Source organism: Phyllobacterium sp. NPDC097923, assembly GCF_044760925.1.
Classification (GTDB): domain Bacteria; phylum Pseudomonadota; class Alphaproteobacteria; order Rhizobiales; family Rhizobiaceae; genus Phyllobacterium; species Phyllobacterium calauticae.
Window position 1 is genome coordinate 85,639 of record NZ_JBIWBL010000002.1, and the last position, 16,302, is coordinate 101,940.

The following is a 16,302-nucleotide window of genomic DNA, read 5'->3' on the forward strand; positions in this document are numbered from 1 at the left end:
CCCATGAATATCGGCCATGCATCGGAAAAATCGGGCCTCCCGGCCAAGACCATCCGCTATTACGAGGATATCGGGCTGTTGAAGCCCGACCGGTCCGACAACGGCTATCGGGATTATTCGATGTCGGATGTGCACAAGCTGCGCTTCCTGCAACGCTCGCGCGGGCTTGGATTTTCAGTGGAGGAATGCCGCCAGCTCCTGGCGCTCTACGAAGACAAGGAGCGTGCGAGCTCCGATGTCAAAAGCATCGCCCGGACGAAACTGAAGGAAATCGAGCGCAAGATCACCGAACTGCGCGAACTGCAGCACACGTTGCAGCACCTGGTCGCCCATTGCCATGGCGACCAGCGGCCGGACTGCCCGATTCTGGAAAGTATTTCCGGTACGGCTGACGCTTAAGCCAGAGTAGAGACCACATCGGCCGAAATGCGCAATTCGCGCAAGGGGCGAACCACCGCTGTGGTTTCACTGTAGATCGGGTGCGCCTTGTAGGCGGCCAGCGCCTCGGCGCTGGCGAACTCGCCATAAACGACAATATCGATTTCACCCGAGATCGGATCGGTCTTGGTGTTCTTCATGACCTCGAACACGAGGGAGTGCGGAATTTCTCCAAGCCGCTTGAGACGCGTATGGATCGTGTCGACATCATCCGGATTGCGGGCGCTGAAGAATACAATATGGCGGATCACGGTCTTGTTCCTGCTTGATCGAACTGGCGCGGACTTTTAAAGCACCCGCCTTCGACGTCAATAGGTGTGCTGTCGCAGGCGGCCTCCATGACCGGCATTTTGCCGGTCCGGCACACAGTCTGCCCTGGTCGCTGCGAACACGCGGCATCCTGCCCTTGGCATTTCCACCAAGGGTGGGGTAAAGGTTCTGGCGCTCAACCGGCGCAAGCGACCTGAAAAAGCAAACTGAGGCGTATATGGCCGACCACGGTCAACAGACACGACCCGATCCTGACAAGCTGCTGGAGCTGGCCACACGCGAATCGCGCGGCAAGCTGACCGTTTTCCTCGGCGCTGCCCCCGGCGTGGGTAAAACCTATGCCATGCTGGTGCGGGCGCAACGTCTGAAGGAAGACGGCACCGACATCGTCATCGGCCTTGCCGAGACGCATGGGCGGGCGGAAACCGCCGAACTTCTTGACGGGCTGGACGTGCTGCCGCGCAAGCAGATCGGTTACAGGGGCCGCACGCTGGAAGAATTCGACCTGGACGCGGCCCTGGCACGCAAGCCGAAAGTGCTGGTCCTTGACGAGCTCGCCCATACCAACGCGCCCGGCAGCCGGCATCCCAAACGTCATCAGGACATTGAAGAGCTGATCTGGCAGGGCATCGATGTCTGGACCGCGATGAATGTCCAGCATCTGGAAAGCCTGTCCGACCTGGTGACAAAGATCACCGGAGTGACCGTTCGCGAGACCGTACCGGATGTGGTCCTCAAGCGCGCCGACGAGGTGCTGCTGGTCGATCTGCCGCCGGCGGAACTGATTGCACGACTGAAGGAGGGCAAGGTCTACCTGCCCGGCAATGCCGAACGGGCAGCGCGGGGTTTCTTCAAACCGGCCAACCTCACCGCCTTGCGCGAGCTTGCGCTGCGCCGTACCGCCGATCGCGTCGACGACCAGATGATCGACCTCTTGCGGCAAAACGCGATCGAGGGCCCGTGGGCCACCGGCGAGCGGCTTCTGGTCTGCGTCGGACCGGACAGCCTGTCCGAGAAGGTTGTCCGCACCGCAAGCCGCCTCGCCTCCGGCCTCAACGCCCGGTGGCTGGTGGTTTCACTGACCAAGACCAGCGATGCGGGCATGGACACGGCGGCAAACCAGCGGCTCGATGAAATCCTTGACCTGGCGGAAAGGCTCGGCGCGGAAACACGGCGCGTGATCGCCCGGGACTTTGTCGACGAGATTTTCCGCATTGCGCGGCGCGAGAATGTGACACAGGTCGTGCTCGGCCGCCCGAAAGGCAAGCGTTTCTCCAATCCGTTCCGGCGGTCGCTTCCCGACGAGATCGTCAAACGCTTCACCGATGTCGGCGTGCACATTGTTACCGGCGACGAGCAGGACAAGCCCTATGTGCCGCCGGCGCCGCAAAAGCGCTCGGCACGCGAACTCGCGATATCCATCGCCATTCCGATAGCGGCAACAGCCGTGACGACGCTTCTGGGGCTTGGCGCCAGTGAGATCGTCCACCCGCAGAACCTTTCCATGCTCTATCTCGTTGCCGTCATCCTGTCGGCGATGTCGAGCGGGCGTTTTGCCGCCATCATTGCCGCCGGCCTGTCGTTTGTTCTCTACAACTACTTTTTCATCGAGCCGGTCCACAACTTAAGCATAGCCAAGCCGCATCAGCTGTTTTCGCTGATCATCTTTCTTGGCGTGGCCCTGATGATCGGCGATCTCGCCGGGCGTTTGCGCGACCAGGTGGCGCGATCGCGCAATCAGGCAAAGAATACACAGGCGCTCTACGAATTCTCGCGCAAGCTATCGGGCACCGCCCGGCTGGACGATGTGCTTGTGGCTGCGGCCATGCACCTGCATTCAACGCTTGGAACGGGTGTGGTGATCCTGCTGCCGGAAGACGGCGACCTGTCGCTGCAGACCGCATGGCCGCCTGACATGACGCTCGACAATACGGACATGACCGCGGTGCGTTGGGCATTCGAGAAGAACGAACGGTCCGGGCATGACACGGGCACGCTGCCGCAGATCAGCTGGCAGTTTCTGCCGATCATGACATCGCATGGCGTTGCCGGCGTGCTCGGCCTTTCCATGACCGAGCACCCCGCCTCGCTGACGGAAAGCGAAGACCGCATGCTGGTCGCCATTCTTGATCAGACGGCGATCGCCATCGACCGCGCTCAGCTGGTGCGGGAAAATGCCAAGACGGCAGCATTGCAGGAAAGCGAAAAACTGCATGCAGCGCTGTTCTCCTCCCTGTCCCATGACCTGAAGACACCGCTGGCCTCGATCACGGGCGCCGTCACCACGCTGCGCGAGCTTGGCGGCCGCATCAAGCCGGAAAGCCACGACGATCTGCTGCTTTCCATCGAGGAGGAATCGGGGCGCCTGACCCGTTTTGTCTCCAATCTTTTCGACATGACCCGGATCGAAGCCGGCACACTGAAGGTCAAGCACAGCCCTGTCGATGCGGCGGATATTATCATTTCATCGGTCGAGCGCATGAAGCGGCTCAAACCGGGCGTCGCCATCGAGATCAGCATCGCTCCGGACCTTGCCACCGTCAGCGGGGATTCGTCCCTGCTCGGACAGGTGCTCTTCAACCTGCTCGACAATGCAGCGAAATATGGCGGCGACAGCCCGATCACCATCTACGCAAAGCAGGATGCGACGGAGGTGGCAATCAGCGTCACCGATCAGGGCAAGGGCATTCCGGCAAGGGACATCGACCGCATCTTCGAAAAGTTCTACCGGCGCGTCAAAGGCGATGGCCGGGCGGCGGGAACCGGCCTCGGCCTGTCGATCTGCCGTGGCTTTGTTGAGGCCATGGGCGGGACGATCAAGGCGGAAAGCCCGGCAATCCGCAAACGCGGCACGCGCTTTATTATCCGGCTACCTATTTTCGATGCAACCGACAGCGGAGATGCGACACCATGAACGAGAACCGCATTCTGGTTGTCGACGACGAGCCGCAGATCCAGCGTTTCCTGCATCCGGCATTGACGGCATCGGGCTATGACGTCATCTCCGCCGCCACGGGTGCGGATGCGGAACGGCTGATCGCCACCAGCGCGCCCGACCTTGTCATTCTCGACCTTGGCCTTCCCGACAAGGACGGCAAGGAGGTCATCAAGACCGTGCGCGCCTTTTCCGAAGTGCCCATCATCGTCCTGTCGGCGCGCGACCGGGAAGTCGAAAAGATCGCCGCGCTCGATCTCGGCGCCAATGATTACGTGGAAAAGCCCTTTGGCATCGGCGAACTGCTGGCGCGCGTGCGCACGGCGCTGCGTCAGAAAGTGGCGGGAACCAGCGTTCCCTCGCGCTTTGAAAGCAACGGCCTTGTGGTCGACATGGTCAAGCGGGCGGTGACGCTCAGGGGCGAAGCGGTGCATCTGACCCGCAAGGAATACCAACTGCTGGTCCACCTTGTCCTGCATCCCGGACTTGTCGTCACCCATCGCCATCTCCTGGCTTCGATCTGGGGAGCGGCCCACGTGGAAGACCTGCATTATCTCAGGGTTTTTGTCGGACAGTTGCGCGCCAAGATCGAGGAAGATCCCAACCATCCGCACTTCATCCGCACCGAGCCGGGGGTCGGTTACCGGTTCATCGCGGAATAGGGTTCGGCCGCGCCCCGAAGTCCCTATCGACAACGGTGCCAAGCTTTGACAAGCTTCGGTCAATTCAGCAACAGATTCGGGAAACGCCCATGACCTCCTTCAGCGCGACGGTTCTATGGAACCGTGCTCCAGATGCCGCATTTACCGACAACAAATACAGCCGCGCCCATGTCTGGCAGTTCGACGGCGGCGCTGAGGTGCCCGCTTCGTCATCGCCGCACATTGTCCGGCTGCCCTATTCCGCCGCGGAGAATGTCGATCCCGAGGAAGCATTCGTCGCCTCGCTTTCCAGTTGCCACATGCTGTTCTTCCTGGCGGGCGCGGCCAAGGGCGGCTTCGTCGTCGATGAATATCGCGACGCGGCAAGCGGAGAACTCGGCAAGAACGAACAGGGCAAGCTGTTTGTCAGCAAGGTCGTGCTGAAGCCGCATGTCCGCTATGCCGGCGCGGCGCCGGACCGGGCAACGGAAGAACACCTGCACTACGAGGCGCATGAGCAATGCTTTATCGCCAATTCCGTCCGCACCGATATCAGCGTCGACCTGGGTTAAGGGGAAAACATCATGTCAGACCTGAAAATCAGCGACGCTGTCAACACCACCTGCCCCTGGTCGGGCGATCCGATCAGCGAAGACAGCCTCACACTTTACAAGGGCGCGGTTGTCGGCTTCTGCAACCCCGGCTGCCGCGACAAGTTCGAGAAAGCCGTCAATCACTTCGAGGAAGCCCTGGCGCGCACGTTGACAAATCCGGCCATCGGTATTACTTAAGCATATGCTTAACCAACAAACCTCACTCGATCTTATGTTTCAGGCGCTGGCGGACCCGTCCCGGCGCGTCATGGTGGAACGGTTGAGTCGCGGCCCGGCCTCGGTCAGTGAACTGGCGAAGCCTCTGACCATGTCCCTGCCCGCCGTGGTGCAGCATCTGCAGGTTCTCGAGAACAGCGGCCTGATCCGCACGGAAAAGGTCGGCCGCGTGCGCACATGCCACATCGAATGGACCGCCATGCGAACGGCCGAACAATGGATGGATGAACGGCGCAAGTCATGGGAGCGCCGGCTCGACCGGCTGGGCGAGTTTCTCGCCGAAGACGGCAATCAATGACCGGAGCGAAAGCATGACGAAGAGATCTGTCAAACACGATACGTTCACCATCGAGCGCAGCTATGCGGCCGCCCCGGCACGCGTCTTCTTTGCGCTCAGCGACAAGACCGCCAAGAGCAAATGGTTTGCCGGCCCCGATGACTGGGGCGTCGCCCGGTTCGAGATGGATTTCCGGATCGGCGGCCGCGAGACCAACAGCGGCGGACCGAAAGGCGGACCGGTGCATAGGTTCGAGGCCATCTATCAGGACATCGTCCCGGACCAGCGCATCATTTACAGCTATGACATGTATCTCGATGACAAGCGTATTTCCGTCTCGCTGGCGACGATGGAGCTCAAGCCGGAGGGCACCGGGACAAAACTGATCTTCACCGAGCAGGGCGCCTTTCTCGACGGATATGACGAGCCGGGACAACGCCAGCGTGGCACGGAAGAGCTGCTCGACGCTCTCGGCGCATCGCTGAAAGGCGCGCCTGTCAACGCCTGACGGGGCGTCTCCGGCCTCAGACCGGATCGCCGGAACCGGTAACGATGGCTTCGGCCGGTTCCGCATTCATCCGCCCCTGCCGCTTCAGCTGCTGTTCGCGGAAGAAGATGAACAGGCCTGACGCCACGATAAAGCCTGAACCGATCAGCATGGGCAGGCGCGGCACGTCACCAAACACCAGCCAGCCGAACACGATGGCCCAGAACAGAAGCGTGTATTGCAGCGGCGCAACGGTTGCCGCATCGGCCATCTTGAGCGCACGGTTGACGAGCATGTGCGCCAGCATGGCGACAACACCGAGCACGGCGAGCATAACCAGATCTCTGGGGCTGACCGGCTTCCAGTCAAAATAAAGCGAGGCGGCGCCCGCAAGGCCGGCACCGACGATCTGCCAGAACACCAGCGTCGTATCGGGCGTGCCGCGCAGCGAACGGCCGAGCAGCAGCATGAGGGCGAAGGTCATGCTGCCCAGAATCGAAATGATGGCCTGTGGCGTGAGAGCCTGCGACGACGGCTCCAGGGCAATGACGACGCCGATGAAACCGACGATGATGGCGCTCCAGCGGCGCCAGCCGACGGGCTCCTTCAGCACGAACGGCGAGATCGCGGCGACATAGATCGGGGCGGCCAGCCAATAGGTCATGACATCGGCCAGCGGCAGATAGACGACGGCAAAGTAGAAGGCGAAAATCTCCGCGGTCGACGCGGCAACACGGGCAAGCTGCAGGACCGGGCGGTCCACCTGCAGGATTTTCTTCGGTCCCGAATACCAGAGGAATGGCGCGAGAATGATCAGGGCGGCGACACTGCGGACAAAGACGACCTGACCGACGGAATAGGTCGATACCAGCCATTTGCCCATCACATCGTTCAGGGCGAACATCAGCATGCCCAGCAGCATCAACAGGATGCCGGTGCGCGCGAGGGATGATTCGGGCGTTCCGGAAAGGGCAACCGGGCGGGCAGACATGGGAGCTTCCTCGATTCTGATCTTTTTCAGAATGGTTTGATCGATTTTCTCGCGCTAATCCAGTCGAAAACAGCAAACGCCGCGTCCGCTCGTGAAATAGTCTCCGGCGAGGACAACCTACCTATTTTTGCCAGGGGCGGTGCTCTGGCACAAATCCGAATTCGGGACTATAGATTTGCACAGACTGTCATGTCTGTTCAGAGAAAGAATGCGCTCATGCCACAGGTTTCGCAGCTGTTCTTCAAATCCGCGACGATCTTGTTTCTACTGGGTATCATCATGGGGCTGCAAATGGGGCTATCGGGCGATCATACCGCCTTTCCCGCCCACGCCCATCTCAATCTTCTCGGTTGGGTCAGCAGCGCGATATTCGGCACCTACTACGCGCTCAACCCGGCAAAGGCCGCCGGACGCCTGCCAATGCTTCAGTTCATCGTCTACACCGTAGGTATCGTTGTGATGATACCGCCGCTGTATTTCCTGTCACTTGGCAATGCCGCGATGGAACCGCTGGTCGGCATCGGCTCGATGATCGTGTTCGCCGGCGTGCTTTTGTTCACGGCGGTGGTTTTCTCACGGCAGACCTGACAAGCAGCCCAGGGTCTGGACCCTAAGGCAAAAGCTTTTCCAGCTGCACCGCGCAGTCACGAAGGGGCAGCGCGCTCTGGCTGGCCTTGGCCATCGCCATGGCGCCGGAATAGGCGGCAATCACCAGTGTGGCCAGCGCCCCGGCCTGTCGGGGTGCGAGTGCCGGATCGTCATCCTGGAATCTCTGTGCAAGCACCCCAACCCAACGCTCAAAGATGGCGTTGGACGCATGGCGAAAATCAGGATCAGCCAGCGAAAGCTCCATGGCGAGATTGTTGAGCGGGCATCCCGTCACCGCCTGATTACGCTCCAGTTCGCCTGCTACCGCGGAAAAAAACGCCAGGACGCCAGTCTTCGGCCGGTCTGCCCGCAGCACGGGCTCGATCGCGGTTGCGTTGACCTCGCGCGCCACCCGTTCTTCTATGACGGCCAGCCCCAGGGCCTTCTTGGTGGAGAAATGATGATGCAGGGCACCGCCCGTCGCCCCGGCCGCCTGAACGACATCCTGAACGCTCGTCGAATGATAGCCACGCCTTTGGAAAAGATCCGCTGCCACATCGAGGATGCGTGAACGCATTCCCTGCGGATCATTGACCCTCTTCGGCTTTCCGATCGAATCCTGTGCCATCTCAGCCCCTTCATGCCGCCGCAGACTAACAAGTTGACAAAAACAGGACAACCGGTTTTATTAAAAACAGGATGACCGGTCTGTTTTATGGGGAAGGATTGAACGAAATGCTCGAATTGGAGCAACCAAAGGCTGTTCGGCGGACCGAGACGGCGGGGAGGCATTTGAGTTCCATCGTCGAGCTCAGGCGCTATACGCTGCATCCCGGCCGCCGTGACGACCTCATCGACCTGTTCGACACCCATTTTCTGGAAAGCCAGGAAGCCTGCGGCATGACCGTCATCGGCCAGTTCCGCGATCCCGATGATCCCAACGCCTTTGTCTGGCTACGTGGCTTTGAGGACATGGCAACCCGGCACGGGGCGTTGACCGCGTTCTATGACGGTCCGGTCTGGAGCGCGCATCGCGACAGGGCAAACGGCACCATGATCGATTCCGACAATGTACTGCTGCTTCACCCCGCCGAATCAGCCAGCGGGTTTACACTTCCCGCCGCCCGGCCGGCATCCCCGACGGAAGCCGCTTCACCGGCGGTGTTTCAAGTGGTCACCTATCAACTCAAGCGGCCTGCGGACCAGGGCTTCCACAGCTATTACAGCATGTCCGTCGCGCCGCTCCTGCAGGGACGAGGCGACAATCCGGTTGCCGTCTTCACATCCGAGTACGGCGAGAACACGTTCACCCGGCTCCCCGTGCGGCAAAATGAAAATGTCCTGACGGTCTTTTCCCGGTTTGACGATGAGTCCGCACACAAAACCCACAGGGCGGCACTGGAGAACGACGCAGCATGGTTGTCGGAGCAGACACGGCTTGCAGCCTATCTCACCGGCAAGCCAGTGGTGACACGCCTGCTGCCGACTGCGCGCTCGCGGCTGCGCTGAAGCGGCAACCATGCGCTGTGGACAAAATTCTGAAATCACTGAAGATTTGGTGGAGCCAAGCGGGATCGAACCGCTGACCTCTTGCATGCCATGCAAGCGCTCTCCCAGCTGAGCTATGGCCCCATTCCATTAGCCGGTTTCGGCTAAGCCGGATAAATCCGGCTGGACAGTCGAACGGTTGGGAACCGTTCCGAGGCGGGTACATATCGCCCGCCGCAGAGAAGATCAAGGTCTATTCGCCGGATATTTCCGTTATTTTTCGGAAGAGCGAAAGACCTTGTTCAAAATCAGTTTTCGTCGTCTTCGCCGATGCCGCCGCCGAGGATATCGGTAACGTCGTCATCTTCGTCTTCCTCGTCTTCGGCAAGGAACGTGTCGTCATCATCGGCATCGTCGACGTCCACATCGACGTCATCGCCCAGATCCGGCACGTCGCCATCGACATCGCCATCGGCTTCTTCGAGCGAAACGAATTCCGGCTTTTCCAGAACGACATCGAGTTCTTCGGTCTCGACCTCTTCCTCTTCCTCACGCACGGAAGGAACAGTCGAATCAAAATAGCTGAGCGGATAGCTCTTGCCCGTATAAGGGGAGACGATCGGATCGCGGTTCAGATCGTAGAATTTCTGACCTGTTTCAGGGTCGACTCGCTTGGTACCAAGTTTTGGATTTACCACGTTATGCCTCGTCTTCTGGCTGCGCCTGCATCCGGTATGCCATCGTCCAACCGTTTATGCCAGCGCTCATCAAATGGATTTCTGGTCCCATAAACGCAATTCAGCGCATTTGTCAAAGCCAAAACGACGCGAGATTGCCGTTCGGCCGAACTATGCATTTGCGAGATGACCGGACGAACAAGCTGTGTTAGGAACGCCGACGCCTACAGGCTCGAGATGAAACACCAATTTTCCTTGTGATTGATCGTACTCATGTCCCATTCCGCATTGCCCAAGCCCGCCACCGCCCGCCGTTCCAAGGCCCTGTCCGGAGATATCCGGATTCCCGGAGACAAATCGATATCGCATCGCTCCTTCATGTTTGGCGGCCTTGCCTCGGGCGAGACCCGCATCACCGGACTGCTGGAAGGCGAGGACGTGATCAACACCGGCCGCGCCATGCAGGCCATGGGTGCGAAAATCGCGCGGGAAGGCGATGTGTGGATCATTCAGGGCACCGGCAATGGCTGCCTGCTGCAGCCGGACGCGCCGCTCGATTTCGGCAATGCCGGCACGGGTGCCCGCCTCACCATGGGCCTTGTCGGCGTCTACGCGATGGAAACCACTTTCATTGGCGACGCCTCCCTGTCCAAGCGCCCCATGGGCCGCGTGCTCAATCCCCTGCGGGAAATGGGCGTTCAGGTGACCGCATCAGACGGTGACCGCATGCCGCTGACACTGCGCGGCCCCAAGGTTGCCGCCCCCATCACCTACCGGGTTCCGATGGCTTCGGCACAGGTCAAATCAGCCGTGCTGCTGGCGGGCCTCAACACACCGGGCATAACGACGGTCATCGAACCGGTCATGACGCGTGACCACACAGAAAAGATGCTGCAGGGGTTTGGCGCCAATCTTTCCGTCGAAACCGACAAGGACAATGTCCGGCACATCCGCATCGAGGGCCAGGGCAAGCTCACCGGCCAGATCATCGACGTGCCCGGCGATCCGTCGTCGACGGCGTTTCCGCTGGTGGCGGCACTGCTCGTGCCCGGCTCCGATATCACCATCCGCAATGTGCTGATGAACCCGACCCGTACGGGCCTCATTCTGACCTTGCAGGACATGGGCGCCAGCATTGAGATCCTCAATGCCCGCCTTGCCGGCGGCGAGGATGTCGCCGACCTGCGCGTGCGCGCCTCCGAGCTGAAAGGCGTGATCGTCCCGGCTGACCGGGCGCCCTCGATGATCGACGAATATCCCGTGCTCGCCGTCGCGGCGGCCTTCGCCACCGGCGAGACCGTGATGAACGGCCTCGAGGAATTGCGGGTCAAGGAATCGGACCGCCTGTCAGCCGTTGCCAACGGCCTCAAGGCCAATGGCGTCGATTGCACGGAAGGCCCGGAAACCCTGAGCGTGCGCGGTCGTCCGGATGGCAAGAACCTCGGCGGCGGCACGGTCGAGACCTATCTCGATCATCGCATTGCCATGAGCTTCCTCGTCATGGGCCTCGTCGCGGAAAAACCCGTTACCGTCGATGACTCCACCATGATTGCCACGAGCTTTCCGGAATTCATGGACATGATGCGCGGCATGGGTGCCGAGATTTCCGTGCAGGAAACACCAGCCTGATACCGATGAGCGCGCTTTTTTCCGCCCTGACGGTTTACGCCCTTTACATGATGTCGAGCGTTCCGTTTGTCGTCTGGGCGGGACGAAGCGCCTATCGCGGCACAATTTCCAGTGGATCATCGCAGCCATGGCCCGGCATTTTGAGTTCGATCATGCGGGTCGTTCTTCCTTTGCTCCTGATCTTCCTCTATGCGTGGAATGTCTCCGATGGTTCCCGGCCGGATGTGTCCGTGCCTGCGGCTGCGGGAACAAGCGATTGGATGCCCTATCAGTTTCTGCTTCTGCCGCCCGCGTTCGGATCAATCGTCGGTTATGGCATAGGCTTCCTCATGGGCGCAAAGGCAAGAAACAGAGAGCGATGATCGAACCTGCTGTCCATTTGCAGACTGCGTTGACAACGGCTCCCCTGCAGGCAGGGAGTGCCTGATGTTTTTCCTGCTCACCTCCCTGGTCATTGTTGGCGTTGCCTACGCCATTGAACGGTTTGCGCTGAAAATTCGCTTCGGGCTCTTCGCCCTGCTGTTCTGGCTGTTCATCTTCCAGTTTGCCCTGATATTCGCCATCGATGCGCTGCTGCAGAACATGTCCGCCTCTCTGCCGGCATGGCTTTCCGCACTGGCGACCACGGTAGGCGGGTTCGCGTTCGTCACGATCGGCATCACGCCGCTGATCACCCTCGTCCTTGCCGCGGCCTATCTGCTGTTTGCCCTTGGCAACTGGCTGTTTGACCGCGATGAAAAGGACGATATCCACGCGCCGGCGCCGTCTTTCACCATCGCCATCGACGGACCGGCTGCATCGGGAAAAGGCACGCTGGCCCGGCGGATTGCCGATTATTACGGCTATCATCATCTTGATACCGGGCTGACATACCGCGCGGTTGCCAAGGCGCTGCTCGACCAGAACATGGCGCTCGACGACGAATTTCTGGCGGAAAAGGCGGCACGCGGCATCGATCTGTCCAAACTCGACCGGGCTGCCCTGTCCACGCATGATGTGGGCGAAGCGGCTTCCAAGGTTGCCGTCATGCCGGCGGTCCGGCGGGCGCTGGTTGCCGCCCAGCAGGCGTTTGCCCAGCGCTCCCCCGGTACGGTCCTTGACGGGCGCGACATCGGAACGGTGGTCTGCCCGGACGCGCCGGTCAAACTTTACATCACCGCCTCGCCGCAAGCACGGGCGAAGCGGCGGTTTGACGAAATCAAATCGACGGACGGCAGCGTCCAGTATGAGGAGATTCTGGCTGATCTGACCCGCCGCGACGCCCGCGATATGGGCCGCACGGACTCGCCGTTGAAGCCCGCTGCCGACGCGCACTTGCTAGATACGACGGAAATGGATATAGAGACCGCGTTTCTTGCTGCCAAAAAACTGATTGACCAGGCTTTGGTGGGAAACAGGCATTAAACCAGCATCTGCTACCAGTCCATGCACCGGATTGCCCGCATAGGGCGGATTGGCCCGCAGATGAACCGTAACACGAACCACCGGTGCTGTGTCCGATGACGATGTCCGGACACACCAGGAGTATTTATGTCTCAAGCCAATCCAACGCGCGAAGATTTCGAAGCTCTTCTCGCCGAGTCCTTTGCCACCAATGACCTTGCTGAAGGTTATGTCGTCAAGGGCCGTATTGTCGCCATCGAAAAAGACATGGCGATCATTGACGCCGGCCTCAAGGTTGAAGGCCGCGTACCGCTCAAGGAATTCGGCGCGAAAGCCAAAGACGGCTCGCTGAAGCCAGGCGATATCGTTGAAGTCTACGTCGAGCGTATCGAAAACGCCCTCGGCGAAGCTGTTCTGTCGCGTGAAAAAGCACGCCGCGAAGAGAGCTGGGTCCGTCTTGAAGAGAAGTTCAACCGCGGCGAGCGCGTCGATGGTGTCATCTTCAATCAGGTCAAGGGTGGTTTCACCGTCGATCTCGACGGCGCCGTCGCCTTCCTGCCGCGTTCGCAGGTCGACATCCGTCCGATCCGCGACGTTACCCCGCTGATGCACAACCCGCAGCCCTTCGAAATCCTCAAGATGGACAAGCGTCGCGGCAACATCGTTGTTTCGCGTCGTACCGTTCTTGAAGAGAGCCGTGCTGAACAGCGCTCTGAAATCGTCCAGAACCTTGAAGAAGGTCAGGTCGTTGAAGGCGTCGTCAAGAACATCACCGATTACGGTGCGTTCGTTGACCTCGGCGGTATCGATGGTCTGCTGCACGTGACCGACATGGCATGGCGCCGCGTCAACCATCCGTCGGAAATCCTGAACATCGGCCAGACGGTCAAGGTTCAGATCATCCGCATCAACCAGGAAACACATCGTATTTCGCTCGGCATGAAGCAGCTCGAAAGCGATCCTTGGGATGGTATCGGTGCGAAGTACCCGATCGGCAAAAAGATCACCGGTACGGTTACGAACATCACCGACTACGGTGCATTCGTCGAAATCGAGCCAGGCATCGAAGGCCTTATCCACGTTTCCGAAATGTCCTGGACAAAGAAGAACGTGCATCCGGGCAAGCTGCTCTCGACCACGCAGGAAGTCGAAGTCGTTGTTCTCGAAGTGGATCCGGTCAAGCGCCGCATCTCGCTGGGCCTCAAGCAGACCCTCGACAACCCATGGACGACTTTCGCAGACAAGTTCCCTGTCGGCACGATCGTCGAAGGCGAAGTCAAGAACAAGACCGAATTCGGCCTGTTCATTGGCCTCGACGGCGATGTGGACGGCATGGTTCACCTCTCCGACCTCGACTGGAACCGTCCGGGCGAACAGGTCATCGAAGAGTACAACAAGGGTGACGTCGTCAAGGCGCAGGTTCTCGATGTTGACGTCGAGAAGGAACGCATCTCGCTCGGCATCAAGCAGCTCACAGGCGACAAGGTCGGTGAAGCAGCAACCTCGGGTGAACTGCGCAAGAACGCCGTTGTAACTGTTGAAGTCACCGGCATCACCGATGGCGGCCTCGAAGTCCGTCTGGTTGACCACGATCTCGACTCGTTCATCCGTCGTGCGGATCTTTCCCGCGATCGTGACGAACAGCGTCCGGAACGCTTCACGGTTGGCCAGAAGGTCGACGCCCGCGTCATCGCCTTCGACAAGAAGACCCGCAAGCTGCAGGTCTCCATCAAGGCGCTGGAAATCGCTGAAGAGAAGGAAGCCGTTGCACAGTACGGTTCGTCCGACTCCGGCGCTTCGCTGGGCGACATCCTCGGTGCCGCTCTGAAGAAGCAGGAAAAGAACTAAGCTTCTCCTGACGTTCTGATTGAAACGAAACCCGCCGGTCCCAGGACCGGCGGGTTTTTCTTTGCCGTTTTCAGATCGTGTCGAACTGGATCAGGATGAAGACGAGCTGACAGACAAGCGCCAGGCTGAGGAACAGCCACTGCATCCTCTGCTCGCGCAGATAGGCAGCAGCGCCGCAGACACTGATCAGGAAAAGATTGCGCAGGGGATAGACAGGCCCGAGCGAATGAAAATGCTCCCGGCCCTTCATCGCCGTGTCGGCGAAATCGACCAGGAAGATCGCCATCAACAGGCCGAAGAACCAGGCACGCCGCGACATGAAGTAGTTTTCGTAGCCGGAATACCCGTCCATACTGTCGGGAAAGAGCATGCCGCAGGCCAGAAAGTGCAGGCTGGCGTAAAAAATGACGAAGAGGTAGGCCTCGAACTTCCACACCAAAGTCTGGTGCAGGTAAAATTCAAACCACCAGAAATGCACCACGGTCAGAAAGGTGAAGAATACCCAGCCAAGATGAATCGGATAAATATTCTTGCGCAGCGGATGCTGAATGATGCGGGCGACACCGGTGAGAAGCCGGGAAATACTCAGACCCAAAATGATACCGATGATCACACGCACATGGGTAAAGACTTCCGGGCTCGGAATATTGCCGTCCATTGTATGCTCCCCCGCAATTGACCGATTCTGACCGGTCCTGGGGCATGCTACCCAAGTCTTAACCCGAAGCAAACCTCGGGAAGATTTATTCGGCCGAGAATTGTACTTTCATGGTCTGCGGCGTTGCTGCGCCTTTCGCGAGATAGGGAAGAATGTCATCCAGCGGCAGGCGATGGGAGACAAGCCTTGCCATGGTTCCGTTGTCGCGCTGCAATATGGCCAAGGCATCGGGAATATTGCGGTTGAGCGAATGGGAGCCGACGAGACTGATCTGGCGGCGGAATATTTCGAACGGGGCGATCTGAATGCGTGCGTCCGGCGCGCTGACCCCAAAAACCAGCGCCGTTCCGCCATCGGCCGTGTAGGCGATCATCTCTTCCACCACCCTGGCGATACCCGTTGCATCGGCGACAAAATCAAACGCCTTGGCCTGTTTCCCAAGCGCAGCCGAGCCGGATATCATCGGCTTGAGGCCGAGCGATTGGGCAAAGCTCAACCGGTCCTCATTGATGTCGGCAACGCTGACATCCTCGATGCCCTCCGCTTGTAGCGACAGGGCCATCAGCAAGCCGATCGGGCCCGCGCCGAAGACAAGGGCGTTTTTGGCACGTACGGCATTGGCATTGCCGAGCCCGTTGAGCACGCAGGCCAGCGGTTCGGCAAGCGCTGCAATGTGAAAAGGCAGATCGCCGATGCCATGCAGGTGCGCGGTGTTGACCGTACTGTACTGCGCGAAGCCGCCGTTGCGCGAGACGCCATAGGCTTCAAGGCTGTCGCACAGATTGGTCAATCCCTTGCGGCAGGACCGGCAGGTGCCGCAGGGAATGTTGGGATCGATGGCCACGCGGTCGCCGGGACGCACATCCGTGACATCGTCCGCGACCATTTCGACGATACCGGCATATTCGTGGCCGGGAACAAGCGGAAAGGCGCCGTTGCCGTATCGCCCATGCAGCACGTCGATATCTGTATGGCACAGACCGGATGCCATCACCCGGACCAGCGCATGGCCGGGCGCAAGTTCCGGCTCTTCGAGATCGGCGAGACCGGCAATGCCCAGGCCAGTGAATTGAATGGCTTTCATGGCAAATCCATCCTGTTGTTGCAGGGAGCGCTGGCTTGCGGTGTGCCGTGGCCCGCACATCCCATGCGGGCCACGGCG

Annotated in this window: 19 protein-coding genes and 1 tRNA gene; 13 read left to right on the forward strand and 7 right to left on the reverse strand. The window is 59.9% G+C overall.

Annotated features, from left to right (window positions below; genetic code table 11):
* The first annotated feature begins 3 nt into the window (after positions 1-3).
* The gene (gene cueR / locus ACIQWS_RS12735; protein WP_223614041.1) at positions 4-399 is read left to right on the forward strand and encodes a Cu(I)-responsive transcriptional regulator; all 396 of its coding nucleotides are present in this window, start codon (positions 4-6) and stop codon (positions 397-399) included.
* Here the strand turns inward: cueR and ACIQWS_RS12740 are convergent.
* Complete coding sequence (locus ACIQWS_RS12740; RefSeq protein WP_223614040.1) at positions 396-689, reverse strand: Dabb family protein; 294 nt, start codon at positions 687-689, stop codon at positions 396-398. The two genes, cueR and ACIQWS_RS12740, sit on opposite strands and share 4 nt — an antisense overlap.
* Before the next feature lie 236 nt (positions 690-925).
* Here ACIQWS_RS12740 and ACIQWS_RS12745 point away from each other — a divergent pair, with 236 nt between their 5' ends.
* The 6 genes from ACIQWS_RS12745 (at position 926) to ACIQWS_RS12770 (ending at position 5,899) form a co-directional block, all read left to right on the forward strand.
* A complete protein-coding gene (locus ACIQWS_RS12745; protein WP_346306141.1) occupies positions 926-3,622 on the forward strand; it encodes a sensor histidine kinase KdpD in 2,697 nt (898 codons plus the stop codon).
* The gene (locus tag ACIQWS_RS12750; protein ID WP_346306140.1) at positions 3,619-4,305 is read left to right on the forward strand and encodes a response regulator transcription factor; all 687 of its coding nucleotides are present in this window, start codon (positions 3,619-3,621) and stop codon (positions 4,303-4,305) included. The genes ACIQWS_RS12745 and ACIQWS_RS12750 overlap by 4 nt, the downstream gene beginning before the upstream one ends.
* Before the next feature lie 89 nt (positions 4,306-4,394).
* Positions 4,395-4,856, forward strand: coding sequence for an OsmC family protein (locus tag ACIQWS_RS12755; protein WP_403179546.1), 462 nt, complete (start codon positions 4,395-4,397; stop codon positions 4,854-4,856).
* Between the two features lie 12 nt (positions 4,857-4,868).
* Positions 4,869-5,075: a glutathione S-transferase gene (locus ACIQWS_RS12760; RefSeq protein ID WP_346306138.1), complete on the forward strand. Its 207-nt coding sequence runs from the start codon at positions 4,869-4,871 to the stop codon at positions 5,073-5,075.
* A gap of 4 nt (positions 5,076-5,079) precedes the next feature.
* On the forward strand, positions 5,080-5,412 hold the full coding sequence (locus ACIQWS_RS12765; protein WP_403179550.1) for an ArsR/SmtB family transcription factor: 333 nt from the start codon (positions 5,080-5,082) through the stop codon (positions 5,410-5,412).
* 13 nt (positions 5,413-5,425) lie between these two features.
* Positions 5,426-5,899, forward strand: a complete 474-nt coding sequence (locus tag ACIQWS_RS12770; protein WP_346306136.1) for an SRPBCC family protein — start codon at positions 5,426-5,428, stop codon at positions 5,897-5,899.
* A 16-nt stretch (positions 5,900-5,915) separates the two neighbouring features.
* Here the strand turns inward: ACIQWS_RS12770 and ACIQWS_RS12775 are convergent, their stop codons facing one another.
* Entirely contained in the window at positions 5,916-6,869 is a 954-nt protein-coding gene (locus ACIQWS_RS12775; protein ID WP_346306135.1) for a DMT family transporter, read from the reverse strand.
* 216 nt (positions 6,870-7,085) lie between these two features.
* Here ACIQWS_RS12775 and ACIQWS_RS12780 point away from each other — a divergent pair, with 216 nt between their 5' ends.
* Positions 7,086-7,457 carry a hypothetical protein gene (locus ACIQWS_RS12780; protein WP_403179556.1) on the forward strand — a complete coding sequence of 124 codons (372 nt, stop codon included), beginning with the start codon at positions 7,086-7,088 and terminating at the stop codon, positions 7,455-7,457.
* A gap of 22 nt (positions 7,458-7,479) precedes the next feature.
* On the opposite strand, the gene ACIQWS_RS12785 is transcribed toward ACIQWS_RS12780, so the two are convergent.
* The gene (locus ACIQWS_RS12785; RefSeq protein WP_403179560.1) at positions 7,480-8,085 is read right to left on the reverse strand and encodes a TetR/AcrR family transcriptional regulator; all 606 of its coding nucleotides are present in this window, start codon (positions 8,083-8,085) and stop codon (positions 7,480-7,482) included.
* A 164-nt stretch (positions 8,086-8,249) separates the two neighbouring features.
* On the opposite strand from ACIQWS_RS12785, the gene ACIQWS_RS12790 reads away from it, so the two are divergent.
* Positions 8,250-8,966, forward strand: a complete 717-nt coding sequence (locus ACIQWS_RS12790; protein WP_403179564.1) for an NIPSNAP family protein — start codon at positions 8,250-8,252, stop codon at positions 8,964-8,966.
* 47 nt (positions 8,967-9,013) lie between these two features.
* On the opposite strand, the gene ACIQWS_RS12795 is transcribed toward ACIQWS_RS12790, so the two are convergent.
* Positions 9,014-9,089: transfer RNA gene (locus ACIQWS_RS12795), tRNA-Ala, on the reverse strand.
* A gap of 164 nt (positions 9,090-9,253) precedes the next feature.
* On the reverse strand, positions 9,254-9,643 hold the full coding sequence (locus ACIQWS_RS12800; protein ID WP_346306132.1) for a TIGR02300 family protein: 390 nt from the start codon (positions 9,641-9,643) through the stop codon (positions 9,254-9,256).
* Positions 9,644-9,895: 252 nt separating this feature from the next.
* Between ACIQWS_RS12800 and aroA the strand changes: the two genes are divergently transcribed.
* From aroA to rpsA, 4 genes are all read left to right on the forward strand, one after another.
* Complete coding sequence (gene aroA / locus ACIQWS_RS12805) at positions 9,896-11,251, forward strand: 3-phosphoshikimate 1-carboxyvinyltransferase (RefSeq protein ID WP_403179569.1); 1,356 nt, start codon at positions 9,896-9,898, stop codon at positions 11,249-11,251.
* Positions 11,252-11,256: 5 nt separating this feature from the next.
* Positions 11,257-11,613, forward strand: coding sequence for a hypothetical protein (locus ACIQWS_RS12810; protein WP_346306130.1), 357 nt, complete (start codon positions 11,257-11,259; stop codon positions 11,611-11,613).
* A gap of 385 nt (positions 11,614-11,998) precedes the next feature.
* Positions 11,999-12,655: a (d)CMP kinase gene (cmk, locus tag ACIQWS_RS12815; RefSeq protein WP_346306167.1), complete on the forward strand. Its 657-nt coding sequence runs from the start codon at positions 11,999-12,001 to the stop codon at positions 12,653-12,655.
* 126 nt (positions 12,656-12,781) lie between these two features.
* Positions 12,782-14,482, forward strand: a complete 1,701-nt coding sequence (gene rpsA, locus ACIQWS_RS12820) for a 30S ribosomal protein S1 (RefSeq protein ID WP_091879198.1) — start codon at positions 12,782-12,784, stop codon at positions 14,480-14,482.
* 70 nt (positions 14,483-14,552) lie between these two features.
* On the opposite strand, the gene ACIQWS_RS12825 is transcribed toward rpsA, so the two are convergent.
* Entirely contained in the window at positions 14,553-15,140 is a 588-nt protein-coding gene (locus ACIQWS_RS12825) for a hypothetical protein (protein ID WP_346306129.1), read from the reverse strand.
* Between the two features lie 85 nt (positions 15,141-15,225).
* A complete protein-coding gene (locus tag ACIQWS_RS12830) occupies positions 15,226-16,224 on the reverse strand; it encodes a zinc-dependent alcohol dehydrogenase family protein (protein ID WP_403179574.1) in 999 nt (332 codons plus the stop codon).
* Between the last annotated feature and the right edge of the window lie 78 nt (positions 16,225-16,302).